18 protein-coding genes are annotated in these 15,462 nt (G+C 65.5%); 8 read left to right on the top strand and 10 right to left on the bottom strand.

The annotated features are described in order from the left end of the window. Window positions 1-27 precede the first annotated feature (27 nt). Window positions 28-1,041, bottom strand: coding sequence for an AraC family transcriptional regulator (locus ARADN35_RS0106680; RefSeq protein ID WP_010460386.1), 1,014 nt, complete (start codon window positions 1,039-1,041; stop codon window positions 28-30). A 75-nt stretch (window positions 1,042-1,116) separates the two neighbouring features. Between ARADN35_RS0106680 and ARADN35_RS0106675 the strand changes: the two genes are divergently transcribed. Beyond that, window positions 1,117-2,361 carry an MFS transporter gene (locus tag ARADN35_RS0106675; RefSeq protein WP_029413568.1) on the top strand — a complete coding sequence of 415 codons (1,245 nt, stop codon included), beginning with the start codon at window positions 1,117-1,119 and terminating at the stop codon, window positions 2,359-2,361. 37 nt (window positions 2,362-2,398) lie between these two features. Here the strand turns inward: ARADN35_RS0106675 and ARADN35_RS0106670 are convergent, their stop codons facing one another. The 6 genes from ARADN35_RS0106670 to ARADN35_RS0106645 all read right to left on the bottom strand — a co-directional run bounded on the left by ARADN35_RS0106670 (window position 2,399) and on the right by ARADN35_RS0106645 (window position 6,643). Then, window positions 2,399-3,298, bottom strand: coding sequence for a DUF3014 domain-containing protein (locus tag ARADN35_RS0106670; protein ID WP_010460383.1), 900 nt, complete (start codon window positions 3,296-3,298; stop codon window positions 2,399-2,401). 147 nt (window positions 3,299-3,445) lie between these two features. Beyond that, window positions 3,446-4,117, bottom strand: coding sequence for an alpha/beta hydrolase (locus ARADN35_RS0106665; protein ID WP_010460380.1), 672 nt, complete (start codon window positions 4,115-4,117; stop codon window positions 3,446-3,448). Window positions 4,118-4,155: 38 nt separating this feature from the next. Then, a complete protein-coding gene (locus ARADN35_RS0106660) occupies window positions 4,156-4,998 on the bottom strand; it encodes a DODA-type extradiol aromatic ring-opening family dioxygenase (RefSeq protein ID WP_010460378.1) in 843 nt (280 codons plus the stop codon). Between the two features lie 144 nt (window positions 4,999-5,142). Further along, window positions 5,143-5,559, bottom strand: coding sequence for an alternative ribosome rescue aminoacyl-tRNA hydrolase ArfB (gene arfB / locus ARADN35_RS0106655; RefSeq protein WP_029413566.1), 417 nt, complete (start codon window positions 5,557-5,559; stop codon window positions 5,143-5,145). A gap of 38 nt (window positions 5,560-5,597) precedes the next feature. Next, window positions 5,598-6,074 (bottom strand): type II 3-dehydroquinate dehydratase, encoded by a 477-nt coding sequence (aroQ, locus tag ARADN35_RS0106650; protein WP_010460374.1) that lies wholly within the window; start codon window positions 6,072-6,074, stop codon window positions 5,598-5,600. Window positions 6,075-6,292: 218 nt separating this feature from the next. Continuing rightward, window positions 6,293-6,643: a hypothetical protein gene (locus ARADN35_RS0106645; RefSeq protein ID WP_010460370.1), complete on the bottom strand. Its 351-nt coding sequence runs from the start codon at window positions 6,641-6,643 to the stop codon at window positions 6,293-6,295. A 172-nt stretch (window positions 6,644-6,815) separates the two neighbouring features. Between ARADN35_RS0106645 and ARADN35_RS0106640 the strand changes: the two genes are divergently transcribed. The 4 genes from ARADN35_RS0106640 to ARADN35_RS0106635 all read left to right on the top strand — a co-directional run bounded on the left by ARADN35_RS0106640 (window position 6,816) and on the right by ARADN35_RS0106635 (window position 10,173). Next, the gene (locus ARADN35_RS0106640; protein WP_010460368.1) at window positions 6,816-8,651 is read left to right on the top strand and encodes a glutamine--tRNA ligase/YqeY domain fusion protein; all 1,836 of its coding nucleotides are present in this window, start codon (window positions 6,816-6,818) and stop codon (window positions 8,649-8,651) included. A gap of 303 nt (window positions 8,652-8,954) precedes the next feature. Then, complete coding sequence (locus ARADN35_RS27245; RefSeq protein WP_081474575.1) at window positions 8,955-9,368, top strand: hypothetical protein; 414 nt, start codon at window positions 8,955-8,957, stop codon at window positions 9,366-9,368. 32 nt (window positions 9,369-9,400) lie between these two features. Next, window positions 9,401-9,595 (top strand): hypothetical protein, encoded by a 195-nt coding sequence (locus ARADN35_RS27240; protein WP_081474595.1) that lies wholly within the window; start codon window positions 9,401-9,403, stop codon window positions 9,593-9,595. A gap of 260 nt (window positions 9,596-9,855) precedes the next feature. Continuing rightward, window positions 9,856-10,173: a hypothetical protein gene (locus tag ARADN35_RS0106635; protein WP_010460366.1), complete on the top strand. Its 318-nt coding sequence runs from the start codon at window positions 9,856-9,858 to the stop codon at window positions 10,171-10,173. A gap of 55 nt (window positions 10,174-10,228) precedes the next feature. On the opposite strand, the gene ARADN35_RS0106630 is transcribed toward ARADN35_RS0106635, so the two are convergent. Next, the gene (locus tag ARADN35_RS0106630; protein WP_010460364.1) at window positions 10,229-11,170 is read right to left on the bottom strand and encodes a M14 family metallopeptidase; all 942 of its coding nucleotides are present in this window, start codon (window positions 11,168-11,170) and stop codon (window positions 10,229-10,231) included. Window positions 11,171-11,278: 108 nt separating this feature from the next. Here ARADN35_RS0106630 and ARADN35_RS0106625 point away from each other — a divergent pair, with 108 nt between their 5' ends. The 3 genes from ARADN35_RS0106625 to ARADN35_RS0106615 all read left to right on the top strand — a co-directional run bounded on the left by ARADN35_RS0106625 (window position 11,279) and on the right by ARADN35_RS0106615 (window position 14,082). Further along, a complete protein-coding gene (locus ARADN35_RS0106625; RefSeq protein WP_010460362.1) occupies window positions 11,279-12,706 on the top strand; it encodes a S1 family peptidase in 1,428 nt (475 codons plus the stop codon). Then, window positions 12,703-13,686 carry an FHA domain-containing protein gene (locus ARADN35_RS0106620; protein ID WP_010460360.1) on the top strand — a complete coding sequence of 328 codons (984 nt, stop codon included), beginning with the start codon at window positions 12,703-12,705 and terminating at the stop codon, window positions 13,684-13,686. Before ARADN35_RS0106625 ends, ARADN35_RS0106620 begins: the two co-directional genes overlap by 4 nt. A 66-nt stretch (window positions 13,687-13,752) precedes the next feature. Beyond that, window positions 13,753-14,082, top strand: coding sequence for a hypothetical protein (locus tag ARADN35_RS0106615; RefSeq protein WP_010460358.1), 330 nt, complete (start codon window positions 13,753-13,755; stop codon window positions 14,080-14,082). Window positions 14,083-14,278: 196 nt separating this feature from the next. Here the strand turns inward: ARADN35_RS0106615 and ARADN35_RS0106610 are convergent, their stop codons facing one another. Next, window positions 14,279-14,905 (bottom strand): flavodoxin family protein, encoded by a 627-nt coding sequence (locus ARADN35_RS0106610; protein WP_010460355.1) that lies wholly within the window; start codon window positions 14,903-14,905, stop codon window positions 14,279-14,281. A gap of 57 nt (window positions 14,906-14,962) precedes the next feature. After that, the gene (locus ARADN35_RS0106605; RefSeq protein ID WP_010460354.1) at window positions 14,963-15,427 is read right to left on the bottom strand and encodes an SRPBCC family protein; all 465 of its coding nucleotides are present in this window, start codon (window positions 15,425-15,427) and stop codon (window positions 14,963-14,965) included. Window positions 15,428-15,462 lie beyond the last annotated feature (35 nt).

Raw genomic sequence — 15,462 nt, 5'->3', positions numbered from 1 at the left:
TTCAGGCTCCAGCGCCCTCTTCAACCGTCACCCCACACGTGCGGTGCTGGGAGGCTGGCCAATGATCCGTTTGTACGCCCGGCTGAACGAGGCCTCGGACTCGTACCCCAGCCGGTTGGCCGCCACGGCCACGCGCATGCCGTCGCGTGCGATCCAGCGGCGGGCCTGCGACATCTTCACCTTGGCCACGTAGCGCGCCGGGCTCTCGCCCATGGTGCGCGTGAAGGATTCCGAAAAGCTCGACCGCGAGGCGCCCATCAGGTCGGCCAGCAGCGGCACGTTCCAGTCGCGTTCGGGCTCGGCATGGATGGCGGCGATCACCTTGCCGATGCGCGGGCAGCGCACGGCGGCGATCCAGCCCGTGGGGTTGTTGCAGCTGCACTCCACCCAGGCGCGGATGATGCTGGCCGCCAGTGCATCGGCCAGGCGCGCCAGGATGGCGCAGGCGCCCATGCGGTCCTGCGCCACCTCGCGCTCCATAGCGTCGAGCAGCACAGGCACGGTGGTGTCGCGCCGCGCCAGATCGCCGGCCATCATCACGGCAGGCATCATGGCCATCAGCGGGTGCAGCGGGTCGAGGTTGAAGCGCAGTGCGCCGCTGAAGAGCACGTCGGGCGCCAACGGCGGGGGCGGCGCGACCGGGGCCCCCAGGGGTGCGCGGCCGGCATCGCGGCCGTCCACCAGGTAGATGTTTTCAGACACGGCCTTGCGCGCCAGCGAGTCGATGTCCACCGGCGGCACGTCGGGCGAGCTGGCCAGCACGTGGAAGCTGCCGTGCGGCAGCAGCACCGCGTCGCCCGGGTTCAGGCGCTGCCAGTCGGTACCCGGCGTGCGCAGCCAGGCGCCGCCATGGCCCACGAAGTGAAAGCGCGCCGAGCGCTGCGCCGGGAAGGCAATGGCCCAGGGCGGGTGCAGCACGCAGCGGCCATACTCCACGCCATCCAGGCGCAGGCCGAGCAGGATCTGCGTCAGCAGGTCCGGCGGCTCGGCAAATGGCTCTTGAGCCACTTGGTCGAAGGGTCTGGATAAAAAGTCAAGCATTTCGGCTTTTATGGCATGGAAACGCCGCCATCTTATCCCTAGCATGGACGTCCATCCATCCGAAGGCCTTTTCCCGTGTCCTCCTCCCCTTCCTGCTCTGCCTGCCTCGACGCCCCTGTGGGCGCCGTGGCCGATGCCACCCCCGCCCCGCATTCCGCCCCCGAGCCCACCGAGGCCCGCTGGGCTGCCGTGGCGTCCATGGCGCTGGGAGTCTTCGGATTGGTCACAGCCGAATTCTTGCCCGCCAGCCTGCTGACCGCCATGGCCAGCGACCTGCGCGTGAGCGATGGGGCTGCGGGCCAGGCGGTCACCGTCACCGCGCTGGTGGCCGCCGTGGCTGCGCCGTCGCTGCCGCTGCTCACGCGCCGCATCGACCGGCGGTTGGTGATGATCGCCTTCACGCTGCTGCTGGTGCTGTCGAACGTGATGTCCGCCCTGGCCGGAAGCCTGGCTACGTTGCTGGTGGCACGGGTGCTGCTGGGCGTGGCGCTGGGCGGGTTCTGGTCCATGTCGGCCGCGCTGGCCATGCGGCTGGTGCCGGCCTCGCTGTTTGCGCGGGCCATGTCGTTCATCCTCACCGGGGTGTCGGTGGCCACCGTGTGCGCGGCCCCAATCGGCGCGTGGATGGGCGATATGTGGGGCTGGCGCAGCGCTTTCATCGCGGCGGGCGGCATCAGCCTGATCACGCTGGCGGTGCAACTGGTGGCACTGCCCACACTGCCCCCGCGCGACAACCCCAACCTCAAGGTACTGGGCGAGCTGCTGCGCCGCCCGCCGGTGCGCGTGGCGCTGCTGGCGGTGTTGCTGGTCATCTCAGGCCACTTCGCAGGCTTCACCTACATCCGCCCACTGATGGAACAGGTCACGCACATGTCGGTGCCCACCATCACGGCCGTGCTGCTGGGCTACGGCGTGGGCGGCATCTTCGGCAACTTCGTGGGTGGATGGATCGCGGGGCGCAGCGAGCGCCAGGCCATCGTGGCCGGTGGGGCCGTCATCGCCGTGCTGGCCGCCACCCTGTTGGTGGCCGGGCAGTCGGCCACCATCACGGCCGCGGCCGTCACGCTGTGGGGCTTTGCGTTCGGCGCCTTTCCGGTGGGCTTTCAGACCTGGATCGTGCGGGCCGCGCCCGACCAGGCAGAGGGCGCGGGCGGGCTGCTGGTGGCGGCCTTTCAGATCGCCATTGCCAGCGGCGCCATTTTCGGCGGCCTGATGGTGGACCATGTGGGCGCCCTGGGCGGGCCGGCGTTTGCACTGGCAGCACTCACACTGGGCACCCTGCTGACCCTACGGCACGGGCCACGCCCAGCATCCGCTTGATCGGCCCACCAAAACCCAGGCAGCGGGACCAACGCCCTCACTGCCCAGGTTTGCGTGAAATCTCGCTGGTTGCCACGCGCTTGCGCAGATCACGGATCAACGCCTTGGCCCGCGCTTCGTTGGCAGGCCCCATGCGCACCAGGATCTTCTGCCCGCTGGAGAGCGATTCGAGCGTGGAGTCCACAAACTCATACCGCACCCAGGGGCGAAGATTGGGCACGTCGGTGTTGACGGGCGTGAGCTTCACGCGCAGCGGGCCCTGGGGTTCGGGCGCCAGCAGCAGGTGGTCCAGCACGGCCACCAGGCGGTCGTTGAAGTAGCGCTTGGGGTAGCCCAGCTCTTCATGCGCCTGCTGGAACAGTGGGTACAGCCGCGCATACAAAGCCACGGCGGGCTCCAATGGCACAGCCTCGGCAAAGGTCAAAAAAGCGCTGTAACGGGCTGAATTGCTGGCGGCCATCGTGGTGGGGGCATCGCCCTCGCCATTCACCACAAACCGCTGCGGCATGGGCTGCACCGGCCACATGCGCGAAGGGGCCTGGGCGCGGCCCAGGTTGTCCACGGTGGCCACCACGCGGCGGACAAAACCATCGGTCAACAAAAACGCAGTGAGCTTGTCGCGGCCCAGCAGCTCGGCCAGCAGCTCTGTCACCCGCTTGTCGGATGCAGCCAGCGCGGGCAACGCGGCATCTGCCGGGGCCAGCGCATCGACAGGGTTCTGGGGCCCCGAGGCTTCGGGCATGGGCGATGGGGCCAAGGGCACTTGAGGGGCCACCACGACGGGAGGCGGCGCAGGGGGTTGCTGCCCCGGTCGCAGCCAGAACCACCAGGCAGCCCCGGCGGCCACCGCGCAAGCCAGCACGGCGGCAAAAACCCAGGGGGTGGAGGACGTGCGCTCTGGCACGGGGCGGAACTCGGCAGTCTCTTGATCGGGCATCGGGTCTCCTTTCAGCAAGAACAACCCTTGTCCGAGCGGCTGCGGTGCCAGGCGTTCCATGCAATCCCGCTTGGGGATGTGCTGGATTGGAAACCTGCGTGATACCGCCCAGGTAACGCGATGTAGACCGCGCGCCGAAACCCACGCTTAAAACGCCGTGGGCGTCGTCGACAGCGACTCCAGCCACGCCACCGTGGCCGCCAGTTCAGACGGCCGGATCTCGTGCGCGCTGGGGAACTCGTGGTATGCCACCGTGACCGGCAGCGGCGCCATGTGGTGCGCAATGGCCTGCGCGTGCGCCAGCGGGATCACGTTGTCGTGCGTGCCGTGGCTCAGCCACAGCTGCTTGCCGCGCAGCGCGTCCGCAGGCGCGGTGAGCGGCACCACCTGCTGCAGCAGGCGGCTGTGCCACACCAGCGCGGCCTGCATCAGTGCGGGCCGGGTCAGCAGGAGCGACAACGCCATGATGCCGCCCTGGCTGAAGCCGCCCACCACCACGCGCTCGGGCGGAATGCCCAGCTGCTCGGTGGCAGATTCGACCGCCTGGGCCACCAGGGCGCGGCTTTGCGCTTCCTGCTCTTCATTGATGGTGCGTTCGCCTCCCGGCTCGATGGAGAAGTCAAACCACGCATGCGCGCCTGGCCCCATGCGAAACGGCGCGCGCAGGCTCAGCACATGAAAACGCTCGGGGATCTGCGGCGCCAGGCTGAACAGGTCCTGCTCGTTGCTGCCCACGCCGTGCATCAGCACCAGCAGCCAGGGGCGGGGGGTGGTGGAAGCAGCGGGGCGCTGCAAAAATGTGAGCGGTAGATTGAGCATAGACAAGCGCCAGCGGCAGTTTTAGCTAGAAATTTTACTTAACCCACCCGTCCTGCGACGGGCTCCAGGGCAAAAGCATCCATCGACAGCATGCTGTACATCACCTCGCGGCTCAAGTAGTTTGCGTACAGGTCGTCGCCCGCCGCGCCCAGCGCGAAGAAAATGGGCAAGAAATGGTCTTCGGTCGGGTGCGCGCGGCTGGCATGCGGCGCCTGGCTGCGGTAGTTGAGCAACGCGGCCATGTCGCCACGCGCCAGCGCATCCTCAATCCAGCGGCTGAACTCCAGCACATAGGGTGCGGGCTCGCGCTCGCCGCCAAAAAACTCGGCCAGGTTGTGCGTCATGCTGCCCGAGCCCACCACCAGCACGCCCTGGCTGCGCAGGCTGCGCAAGGCGGCGCCCAGCGCGTAGACCTCCGCCGGGCCTGCCCCCACGGGCAGCGCCACCTGCACCACGGGCACATCGGCCTGTGGGAACAAATGCATCAGCGGCACCCAGGCGCCATGGTCAAAGGGGCGCGCGGCATCGCCCTGTGCGGCCACACCCGCGGCCTGCAGCAGGCCCAGCACCTCTTGCGCCAATGTGGGCGAGCCAGGGGCTGGGTATTGCAACTGGTACAGCGCCGGGGGAAAGCCACCAAAGTCGTGCCAGGTGGCAGGCTGCGGCCCCATCATGACCTGTGGAGAGCGCGCCATCCAGTGCGGCGACATGATGACCACGCCGCGTAGACCGGGGTATTGCGCGCGCAGGCCTTCACCCCACTGCGTGAGCGCCGGGCCGGTGGTGCCGGCATCGATGGCGAACAGCGGCGCGCCGTGCGAAACAAACAGCGCGGGAACAACAGCAGGGGCAGAGGTAGGGGCTTGGGCAGAGGCAGACATGGCAATTCCATCCGTGAATGCAATGAATGTAGGACCGATGCCCTCCGATACCAAGCCCTGCGAGCCGGACAGATTGTTCTACGGGTGATGCCAATGCACCCTTGACGAGGGCCGTGCAGATGCCCGCTGCACCGCCTCCCCCGTTCAAGACCTGTCGCGCACCCGGCCCCGCAGCGCCTTGGTCTCGCTGCGCTGGGTCTTGCCCGCAAGCCGCCGTTGCTTGGAGCCATAGGTGGGCTTGGTGGCACGCCGCACGCGGGGCGGCACGGCGACGGTGTTGACCAGCGCATTCAGGCGCTCCAGCGCATCGGTGCGGTTCTGGTCCTGGCTGCGGTACTGCTGGGCCTTGATGACCACCACTCCCTCTTGCGTGATGCGGGTGTCGCGCAGGGCCAGCAGGCGCTCCTTCACGTCCTCGGGCAGCGACGATGCGGCCACGTCAAAACGCAGGTGCACCGCGCTAGATACCTTGTTGACGTTCTGCCCGCCCGCACCCTGGGCGCGCATGGCGGTGATTTCTACCTCGTCCTCAGACACCTGCAGGGGCAATGGGGAGGCCATATATCTATTGATCTATTTGTCCCCTTGCCTGCGCGGCGTCAGGCCGCAGGCTGCTGGGCCAGCAATTGCGCCAGGCCGTCAATCGCCAAGCCGTAGCCCAGCACGCCAAAGCCGCACATCACCGCCTTGGCGGCTGCCGCCATGTAGGAATGGTGGCGGAACGCCTCGCGCGCATGCACGTTGCTGATATGCAACTCAATCAGCGTGATGCCCGTGCCCTTGGTGGCATCGTGCAATGCAATGCTGGTGTGGGTGTAGGCCCCAGCATTGATCACTACGCCTGCCAGCTCCCCCGCCGCGTGCAGGCGGCCGGCCTCGTGAATCCAGTCCACCAGTGCGCCTTCGTGGTTGCTTTGGTGAAAGCGCAGCGCAAAACCATGGCGCTCGCAGGCGTCTGCGCACAGCTTTTCAACATCGGCCAACGTCGCTGCCCCATACACGGCGGGCTCGCGGGTGCCCAGCAGGTTCAGGTTGGGGCCATTCAAGACAAAAACGGTTTTCTTCTTCACAGACATGCAGCACTCCGAGGGCGTTGCGCCTGCCACGCTGGCAGGCCAGAGTGCGGGATTATGCGGCGCCCCGTGCGCAACCCGAAAAGCGCGCACCCAAAGAAAAACGGCCCCGAAGGGCCGCTGTAAAAGGCAGCCTGTGCAAAGACGCTGCCTGTGAGCGACTGGCGCCCAAGAGGTTGGTTACAAATGATCAACAGACTGGCCCGCGGGCCAGCCGCCGATCAGCGGTCCCAATGGCCGTTGTGGCCATGGCCGCGATGGCCGTGGTCATGATGGCGATGGTGGCGGTAGCCGCGATCACCGTAATAAACCACCGGAGGGGGGGCGTAGTACGCTGGGGCGGGCGCGTAATACACAGGCCGGGGTGGTGCGTAGTACACGGGTGGTGGAGGCGCGTAATAGGTGGGGGCGGGTGCGTAGTAGCCATTGCTGGCCCCCACCACCACACCAGGCACGCCAATGCCCACCGACCAATTTACGTCGCGGGCTTGGGCTGCGCCCGTGCCGGCCAGCAATGCCAGCGCCACACCAGCCGAAGCAGCCAAGGCATAGATAGAACGGGTTTTCGTCATGGAAATCTCCTGTTTGAGCGAGGGCAGCCAGCCAAATGGACTCACCTCACCGGTACATAACGCACCAAGTAGGCAAAAGGATGGCACAAAATCGTCTTTACGTTGTGTCTGGACGTATACGCGCCCGTTTCTATGCGTAAACCATCACGAAACCGGCGCCTAAAATGGCCCAATGAGCACCCAAAACCCCGCCAACACAGCCGCCAACACCCCCGGCGCTGCCCCTTCGGCAGCCCCAGAAGCTGCCAAGCCCAGCAATTTTCTGCGCCAGATCATCGAAAGTGACCTGGAAAAAGGCACCTACACCACCCGCCGCTGGGCCGGCGCCCCCGGCGACGCCGCCCACCATGCCCAGGGCGAGCCTGACCCTGCCAAGATCCGCACCCGTTTCCCGCCCGAGCCCAATGGCTACCTGCACATCGGCCATGCCAAGAGCATCTGCATCAACTTCGGCCTGGCGCGCGACTACGGCGGCGTGTGCCACCTGCGCTTTGACGACACCAACCCCGAAAAAGAAGACACCGAATACGTCAACAGCATCATCGACGCGGTGAAATGGCTGGGTTATGACTGGAACGGCAGCCCCGATGCAGCCCCCTACCAGGCCAGCGACTACTTCGGCTTCATGTACCGCGCCGCCGAAGCGCTGATCGAAGCCGGCCACGCCTATGTGGACGAACAAACCGTAGAACAAATGCGCGCCAACCGGGGCGACTTTGGCAAGCCTGGCGTGGACAGCCCCTTCCGCACCCGCACTCCGGCCGAAAACCTGGCCCGCTTTCGTGAAATGCGCGACGGCCAGCACGAAGACGGATCGATGGTGCTGCGCGCCAAGATCGACATGGCCAGCCCCAACATCAACATGCGCGACCCGGCCATCTACCGCATCCGCCGCGCAACACACCACAACACGGGCGATACCTGGTGCATCTACCCGATGTACACCTACGCGCACCCCATCGAAGACGCGCTGGAGCAGATCACCCACAGCCTGTGCACGCTCGAATTTGAAGACCAGCGCCCCTTCTACGACTGGCTGCTGGAGCGCTTGACCGAAGGTGGCCTGCTGGCCAGCCCGCCCCCCCGCCAGTACGAATTTGCACGCCTGAACCTCACCTACGTCATCACCAGCAAACGCAAGCTGGCCCAGCTGGTGTATGACCATAAAGTGAGCGGCTGGGACGACCCCCGCATGCCAACCATCGTCGGCCTGCGCCGCCGCGGCTACACGCCCGAATCGCTGCAGGTGTTTGCCGACCGCATCGGCGTGACCAAGAGCGACAGCTGGATCGACTACAGCACACTGGAAGGCTGCCTGCGCGAAGATCTGGAGCTCAAGGCCTACCGTGGCATGGCCGTGCTCAACCCCGTCAAGCTGGTGCTCACCAACTGGGACGACGTCATGGGTGCCGGCCACCTGGAGCCCTGCACCCTGCCCGCCCTGCCCCACCCACCGGAAGGCGTCGAATCGCCCACCCGCCACTTCACCATTGGCAAAGAGGTGTGGATCGAGCGCGAAGACTTTGAAGAAGTGCCCCCCAAGGGCTACAAGCGTTTGTTCCCCGGCAACAAGGTGCGCCTGAAGGGCGGCTACGTCATCGAATGCACCGGCTGCACCAAGGATGCCAACGGCACCATCACCGCAGTGCTGGCCACCGTGGTGCCCGACACCAAGAGCGGCACCCCCGGCGCCGACAGCGTGAAGGTGAAAGCCGCCATCACCTGGGTCGGCGTGGCCGACGGCGTGAACGCCGAAGTGCGCATGTACGACCGCCTGTTCCTGGAAGCCCAGCCCGATGCGGGTGGCAAGGACTTCATTGAAAGCCTGAACCCGAACAGCCTGAAGGTGGTGACTGCCATCGTGGAGCCGTCACTGGCCAATGCGAAGCGGGACGATAAGTTTCAGTTTGAGCGGCACGGGTACTTTGTGGCGGACCGGGTGGATCACCGGGCAGAGAAACCAGTGTTTAACTTGGCGGTGGGGTTGAAGGATTCGTGGGGGAAGTGATTACCTCCTGATTGAAAAGAAGGCCAGCAGATTTCTATATTTGCTGGCCGTTTTCTTTTGGACTGATGACAGCTTTCGACAGCGGATTCAAGCGGTCGGTCACAGTGCAATATGGATCTGTCATTTGCTGTCGCCCAGTGAAAGCCCCCGCCCTCCGGGTGAGGTTTGCCCGTGTCAGCACTTCGCATCTCAAGGGGCACCAGACCCCCAGTGGCTTGGTTTGAAAACACGGTATGCGACTATGGGTGGAATGGCGAATGCTGCTGCTTTGTAAGCTGCAGCTTGAAATGCGAGGAAAACAATATGCTGCTAACCGATATCGCCGTCGAGCACACCCTGGTGTCCAAAAAAAACGGAGTTCGTCAGACTTTCTTACTACATCCGTTCACCGATACACAACGAGACTCACTTGGTAAATTCGAGATCGTTCGTGACGTCAGCCAGCCAGGATTCAAAGACGTTAAACGTTCAACCTTCGTGACGTTTCAACAATTGGCAGAGTTGTATGCGAAAGGTGCGCTCGAAGAATTCGGGTTTTCTGTTCGCATGTGTCCAGGTCAGGGCACGTACCCTGCCAAGAATCCAGCAAAAAAGATATTGCCAACCAGCATCAGGCCGGGCTCACCGTTCGATCTGGCTGTTCAAAAGGTTGATATTGCAAAACCCGCTACTCGCGAATTGAGAACAGCCTTGCTTCGCACCAACGTCACACTCTAAGGGTGGTGACGCTGATAGATATAGGAGTCCCTGTGAATTCATCCGTTGCCCATGCTGAACTCATCGCCATTTTCAAGCGGGCGCAGGCAGATGCCGCTCACAAGCTCGGATTGATCAAAGCTGCTGCGAACAAGGGTCCCAAGGCAGCCCAAGCCGCTACGGAAACGGCTGCAAATGCCGTAAAACGCAGGGACTCGTATGCAAAAAGGCTGGGCACCCTGGGGTGAGCCTCAAGGATTGAGAGCGGCCCAGCCTGCGGCCCGGCATCAGCCTGTAGCCACCGCCTACACCTGGCCGCAAGAGACAGATACGCGCGATACGCGCTAGAGGCCAATTGCATGATCCATGCTAACCGCCCATGGTCTCCCATGGGGTGCAGCGCTGAGCTTGGTATCGGCCGGTAAAGCATCCACAACACGCTACACGCCGTACACGGGGCGAGCTACCGCGCAGCAAGCGCTAAGCCATTTGCGATACAAACACCGCCATGCTCCCTACCCCACCCCTGCCACCCACATTCACCCCCACCTTCGCCCATGTGCCGCCTGGCCCGGTGGCAGGGCCGTTGCAGCTGGCGCCCGTCAATGCTGGCGTGGTGTCCGTACACACTGCCGATGGCGCGCATGTGGGCTCGCTCAAGCTGGTCGGCGGGGTGTGGAAGTTCAAGGCCATGGGCTACGACGCCGCAGGCCGCATGGAGCCGGGCCATGGGCCGCTGACGGAACAGCACAACATGGCGTTCGCGGCGCTGGATGAGGCCGAGGTCAGCGCCCGGTTGCTGGGTGCTTTGGGAAGCGCTGGGTAACAAGCACTAAGAGAGCGCTAAAAATTGCGAGCCCTGCCGCGCAGGGCCGCAACCCTCAGCGCTGCGCGTCGGCCAGCAAAAACTCCACCGCCGCACACACCGCTGCCACCTGCGCCTCAATGCACTGCTCGGGCGTGGCGCGGGGGCTGTCCGGGTAGACCTCGGTCGTGGTGGTGTAGCGGGCGCCGCTGATGCCCGCGCACAGGCCCATCTGCTTCATCGCGTATCGGATGACACCCGGCGCCACGACGGGCGAGCCAATGATCTCGTTCTTCTCATCCGCAGGCGCGATGTGCGTCACCCGGCTGACGGCCTCGATGATGGCCCGCTGAAAGGCGGGCTGGGGGTTGTCGGTGTCGTCCACCAGGTAGAAGCCGTCGGGGATGCTGCAGGGCTCGAACACCTTGCCGTCGCGCGCGGCGACGGCAGGGCGGTATTCGGATTCGTCGGTGTTGGTGGTTTCGTGCAGGTCGATGTGGGCGGAAAATTGGCCGTGCAGCGGCGCCAGCAGGCGCATGAGGGCGGCGGACTCCTGCGCGGGCGAGCCGTCGCGGAACGACCGGTTGGGGTCGATGGCATCAAAGTTCCAGCGCTGAAACCGCTCGTACGCCCAGGGGCTCACACACGGCACCACCAGCAGGTTGGCGCGGCCGGCAAAGCGCTCGGCCTGCGTGTCCACAAACCGCAGTGCGCCGTGCACGCCACTCGTCTCGTAGCCGTGCACTCCCCCGGTCACCAGCACGGTGGGCAGGCCGTGCTGCCAATCGCGACTGCGCAGGGCCCGCAGGGGAAAGCGCTCTGCCGGGTGCTGTGCGTCGGCATAAATCACGTCGCCATACATCTCCACGTCAAACCGGCCCCGCAGCGCCTCGATGGCCGTGAGCACGTCGTCGGCGTAGCTGCGCTGGCGCACTTGGCGTGCACGCCACTGGTCGCGTTCTGCAGCGCCCCAGGGTTGGCCGGGCGTGCCGATGGGATAGGTGTGGGTGGGTTGCATGGGTGCGTGGGACGGAGTGGCTGGTGAATGGTAGGACCAATGGCAGACGGAGCCGACTGTACGGACAACGTCAAAAGGCTTGTCGCAGGGCGTTCATAGAATACCGCGATGCCCTTCCCTTTGATTCGGCCCTTGCGGCTGGCGACCTCGTCGCTGCTTTTACTGCTCTGCGCACTGGCCCACGCGCAGTCCACCTCACAACCCGCTGCTGCCAACACCCCGGTCACCCGCCCAGCGGGCAGTGCCCTTGTGGATGAAACAGCACCCACACCGGGGCGCGCCGCAGCCGCCGCGCCCACAGCGGCCGACGCGGCCCTGCTGTCGCGCGATGCGCGGCGCATTTACGAGCTGTCGCGCGACAAGCTGGTGCAGATCCGCACGCTACTGCGCAATGCAGACACCCAGGCGTCGATTGGCTCCGGTTTTTTTGTCTCTGCCGATGGCCTGATCGTCACCAACTTTCATGTGGCCAGCCAGTTGGCGCTAGAGCCCGAGCGTTACCGGGGCGTGTACGTGACGATGGAGGGGCTGGAGGGCGAGGTCGAGCTGCTGGCGTTTGACGTGCAGCGCGACCTGGCCGTGCTGCGCGCCAAGGGCCGCACTGCAGCCGCACCCGTGCTGAGCTTTCGGCCTGCCCCCGAAGCCCTGGCACAGGGCGAGCGCATCTACTCGCTGGGCAACCCGCTGGACATTGGTTTTGCCGTGACCGAGGGCACCTACAACGGGCTGGTGAAGCGCAGCTTTTACCCGCGCATTTTCTTTGGCGGCACGCTCAACCCCGGCATGAGCGGTGGCCCTGCGGTGGACGATGCGGGACGGGTGCTGGGTGTCAACGTGGCCAAGCGGCTGGATGGTGAACAGGTGAGCTTTTTGATCCCTGCCGAGTTCGCCCAGGCGCTGGTGCAGCGCGCTGCCAATGCGGAGCCCATCACCCAGCCCGCGTATGGCGAGATGACCAAGCAGTTGATGGGGCACCAGCAACTGCTGACGCATCGGTTTTTGAAGGCGCCGTTTCGGGAGCAGCGCCACGGCAACTACCGCGTGCCGGTGCCCGACGATGCGCTCGCAAGGTGCTGGGGCTCGGGGCGCGACCCGGGCTTTCCGGGCCTGAACCTGGAGCGCACGCAGTGCCAGGCCGACAGCGATGTGGTGGCCGGTGACTTCAACACCGGCGCGGTTCGCCTGGCCTACGAGGCCTACAACGCCCCCACGCTGGGCGCCGTGCGGTTTGCCCGGGTGTTTTCGCAAAGCTTTGCCAACGAGCAGTTGCCAAAACGCGGCAACCGCCACCAGACGGCGGCCGAGTGCAGTGAACGCTACGTAGACCCCGGCAGCCTGCCACTGCGTGCGGTGGTCTGCCTGTCGGCCTACCGCAAGCTGCCCGGCCTGTACAACATGACCATCCTGGCCGCTTCGGTCAACCAGCCCACACAAGGCGTGCTGGGCCGCCTGGACGTGCAAGGCATCGCTTTCGACAACGGCATGAAGCTGGCCAACCACTACCTGCAGGCGTTTCGCTGGGAGGCCGCACCATGATGCCGACCCTCGGAGTGATAGAAGCCTTTGACCGCCATGGCGCGCTGCTGGCACGCGCACCCATCACGCGCTGGCCCGTGACGGTGGGCCGGGGGCTCGACTGCGACCTGGTGCTGGACGACCCGTTTGTGGCGCCCACCCACCTGCGCATCGACCGCGCGGCAGACGGCCCCCGCATAGTGCAGGTGGAGGTGCTGGAGACCCGCAACGGCGCGCGCCTGCAGCGCAAGCACCATGGCAAAGGCGAACGCTTCGACTGGCCGGACGGCACACCGATCGACCTGGGCCGCACCCACATTGCGCTGCGCCTGGCCGACACGCCCATTGCCGACGAACAGGCCCTGCCGCAGTTTCCATGGCGCACGGTGGCCTCCACGGCCGCTCTGGTGGCCCTGGTGATGGCTGTGGCGCTGGGGTCGTCATGGCTGGAGGCACGCGACGCGTCCAAGTACCTCAAGTCGCTACCCGGCGTGCTGCTAAGCCTGCTGTTGTTCCTGGGCGTCTGGTCGGGCACGTGGGCGGTGGCCAACAAGGTGTTTGCCGGGCACTTGCAGTTCTGGCGCCATGTGCGCATTGCCTGCACGATGTACTTGGTGGCCGATGCGGTGCAGCTGGTGAGCCACTTTGCCGCTTTCACCTTCTCTTGGGAGACGCTGGCGCACCTGGCCTACCTGCTGATGGTTCTGGTGCTGGCCGGGGGGCTGTATGCCCACTTGGCCGCCGTGCTGCCGCGCCGCCGTGTGGGCCTGGCCTGGACGGTGGTGGCCGTGGTGGCGTTGGGCGTGCCGGCCTGGCTGGGTGCGCAGTGGCTCAACCGCATGCGCCTGTCGGACGCGCTGTACATGAGCAGCCTGTTCCCGCCCAGCCTGCGCGTGGCCCCTGCTGTGCCGGTGGAGCAGTTTCTGCAAGACACCGAGTCGCTGCGCGGCAAACTCGACCGCCGCCTGCGCGACGACGGGCATGCGGACGATGACGAATAAGTAGCTAACAGCAGCGCGCAGAACGATCCGCCGCAGTTCCCCCATCAACGTCTACCTGACTCGCCCATGCGCCGCCGCAAGCTACATCACCACGTCTACGTGGTCGAACTCTCCAAAGACGTGCTGCTGGAGCCGCGCTTTCGCCGGTGCAACCCGGGCTACATCGAGGGCAAGCCCTGCGTGTACGTGGGCATGACGGGCCTGGACCCGGACGTGCGGTTTGACAAGCACAAGGCGGGCATTCAGGCCAACCGGTTCGTGACGCAATACGGCCTGCGCCTGCTGCCCGACCTGTATGAAGGCTTCAACCCGATGAGCTACGAGGACGCCGTGGACCGGGAGATCGAGATTGGCATCGACCTGCGGTCGGCGGGGTTTGGGGTGTGGCAGGCCTGAGCCCGATGTTTTCGCGCTCCAGTGGACGAACTTCCTTCTTCTTCGAATCGGGTGCACTCTACTTTTGATAGCTGCCAGCGCTTATCTATCAAGCGCTGGCGGCCAATTTCATTCAAATTCATTGGCCCTGGGCTTCGCGGGCGGCGTCCGGCAGTGCCCTTCCGCGGCCAGCACAGAAGGCTACACACCGCCAGCCTCAGTGCACACGCCCCCGCACAAACTGCAGCGTGGTGTGGGCCACGCGTTCCCCCAGGTGCCGCGCCGTGGCCAGGTCTGCCTCCGGCGGCACCACATCGGCGCCCTGGTCGGTGTTCGACTGCGCCGCGGCGCCCAGCCAGAAGCCGAGGCGGTTCAGGTCTTCTTCCGACCCAGTGGACGAGCAGTTGCCCGGGGGCAGTGCCAGGTTCACCCAGTGCATGCCGTGCTGCGCGGCAAACAGGGCCATCTGCATCAGGGTGGAAAGCTTGTCCCCCGAGCGCGAGCCAGAGTTGGTGAAGCCTGCGGCGATCTTGTCCTTCCAGCCCAGGCCCTTGGCCATCACCACGTTGGACGTCGCTTCCTGGAAGGCCTTGAACTGCGCCGAGGCGCTGGCGACATAGGTGGGCGCGCCGAAGATGATGGCGTCGGCAGATGCCAGGTCATTCCATCGTGAAGGCGCTTCCTCCACCGTCATCAGAAGGGGCTCGGTGCCCTCAACCTGAGCCACGCCTTCTTTCACGGCCTGGGCCTGCCGCGCCGTGTGGCCGTAGCCGCTGTGAAAGACGATGGCGATGCGTACACCTGGGGTGCGGGTGGTTTGGGGAGTGGGCGTGGTCATGTTCATGCTTGAGTTCATAGGTTGAGAAACTGTGGGTGAGGGGATGGGGATGTTGGGTGGGCTTTAGTGGCCGTGCACCACCTGCTCCAGGCGCTCCAGAATGCGCGGCCACAGGCCGCCCATGCGCTCGAAACTGATGCCGTCGTTGGGCCGGAAGCCCGCCTGCTCCATGCGCAGCAGCGTGCCGCCGTCGTGCTCCTGCAGGGTCCAGGTGATGTGGGTGATAAGCCCGTTGGCCGACTCGGTGCCGTTGCCCCAGCGGTAGGCAAGCTGGCTGGGCTCCACCACCAGCGTCACCTCGCAATGGGTCACGCCCGACCAGCCGGGCAGCGGCTGCGCGCGCACCGTGAAGCGGTGTCCCACCTTGGCCACGAAGTCGTTCTGCATGAGCCATTCCTCCATCAGCCAGGACTGCGTGAGCGCCCGCCAGACCTTCTCGCGCGGGTGGGGTATCTGCCGCTCGAACACCAGGGACCGGGTGCCTGGCGCAGCGTGGGCGGTGGCGTGGGATCGGGTTGCGTCAGCCATGGCGCACCGCCTGCAAGGTGAACGCGACGGCAGGC

Origin of the sequence: Acidovorax radicis N35, from assembly GCF_000204195.1 — a bacterium.
GTDB lineage: Bacteria > Pseudomonadota > Gammaproteobacteria > Burkholderiales > Burkholderiaceae_C > Acidovorax > Acidovorax radicis.
This window is presented reverse-complemented; position numbering and strand designations above follow the sequence as displayed.

What these genes read in the sequence shown, in the direction of transcription:
- ARADN35_RS0106625 (WP_010460362.1), top strand. Translation starts at nt 11,279, where the DNA reads ATGCCCTTCCCTTTGATTCGGCCCTTGCGGCTGGCGACCTCGTCGCTG.
- ARADN35_RS0106620 (WP_010460360.1), top strand. Translation starts at nt 12,703, where the DNA reads ATGATGCCGACCCTCGGAGTGATAGAAGCCTTTGACCGCCATGGCGCG.
- ARADN35_RS0106645 (WP_010460370.1), bottom strand. Translation starts at nt 6,643, where the DNA reads ATGACGAAAACCCGTTCTATCTATGCCTTGGCTGCTTCGGCTGGTGTG.
- ARADN35_RS0106635 (WP_010460366.1), top strand. Translation starts at nt 9,856, where the DNA reads ATGCTCCCTACCCCACCCCTGCCACCCACATTCACCCCCACCTTCGCC.
- ARADN35_RS0106680 (WP_010460386.1), bottom strand. Translation starts at nt 1,041, where the DNA reads ATGCTTGACTTTTTATCCAGACCCTTCGACCAAGTGGCTCAAGAGCCA.
- ARADN35_RS0106670 (WP_010460383.1), bottom strand. Translation starts at nt 3,298, where the DNA reads ATGCCCGATCAAGAGACTGCCGAGTTCCGCCCCGTGCCAGAGCGCACG.
- ARADN35_RS0106610 (WP_010460355.1), bottom strand. Translation starts at nt 14,905, where the DNA reads ATGAACATGACCACGCCCACTCCCCAAACCACCCGCACCCCAGGTGTA.
- ARADN35_RS27245 (WP_081474575.1), top strand. Translation starts at nt 8,955, where the DNA reads ATGCTGCTAACCGATATCGCCGTCGAGCACACCCTGGTGTCCAAAAAA.
- ARADN35_RS0106615 (WP_010460358.1), top strand. Translation starts at nt 13,753, where the DNA reads ATGCGCCGCCGCAAGCTACATCACCACGTCTACGTGGTCGAACTCTCC.
- ARADN35_RS0106630 (WP_010460364.1), bottom strand. Translation starts at nt 11,170, where the DNA reads ATGCAACCCACCCACACCTATCCCATCGGCACGCCCGGCCAACCCTGG.
- ARADN35_RS0106660 (WP_010460378.1), bottom strand. Translation starts at nt 4,998, where the DNA reads ATGTCTGCCTCTGCCCAAGCCCCTACCTCTGCCCCTGCTGTTGTTCCC.
- ARADN35_RS0106640 (WP_010460368.1), top strand. Translation starts at nt 6,816, where the DNA reads ATGAGCACCCAAAACCCCGCCAACACAGCCGCCAACACCCCCGGCGCT.
- aroQ (WP_010460374.1), bottom strand. Translation starts at nt 6,074, where the DNA reads ATGTCTGTGAAGAAGAAAACCGTTTTTGTCTTGAATGGCCCCAACCTG.
- ARADN35_RS0106605 (WP_010460354.1), bottom strand. Translation starts at nt 15,427, where the DNA reads ATGGCTGACGCAACCCGATCCCACGCCACCGCCCACGCTGCGCCAGGC.
- ARADN35_RS0106665 (WP_010460380.1), bottom strand. Translation starts at nt 4,117, where the DNA reads ATGCTCAATCTACCGCTCACATTTTTGCAGCGCCCCGCTGCTTCCACC.
- arfB (WP_029413566.1), bottom strand. Translation starts at nt 5,559, where the DNA reads ATGGCCTCCCCATTGCCCCTGCAGGTGTCTGAGGACGAGGTAGAAATC.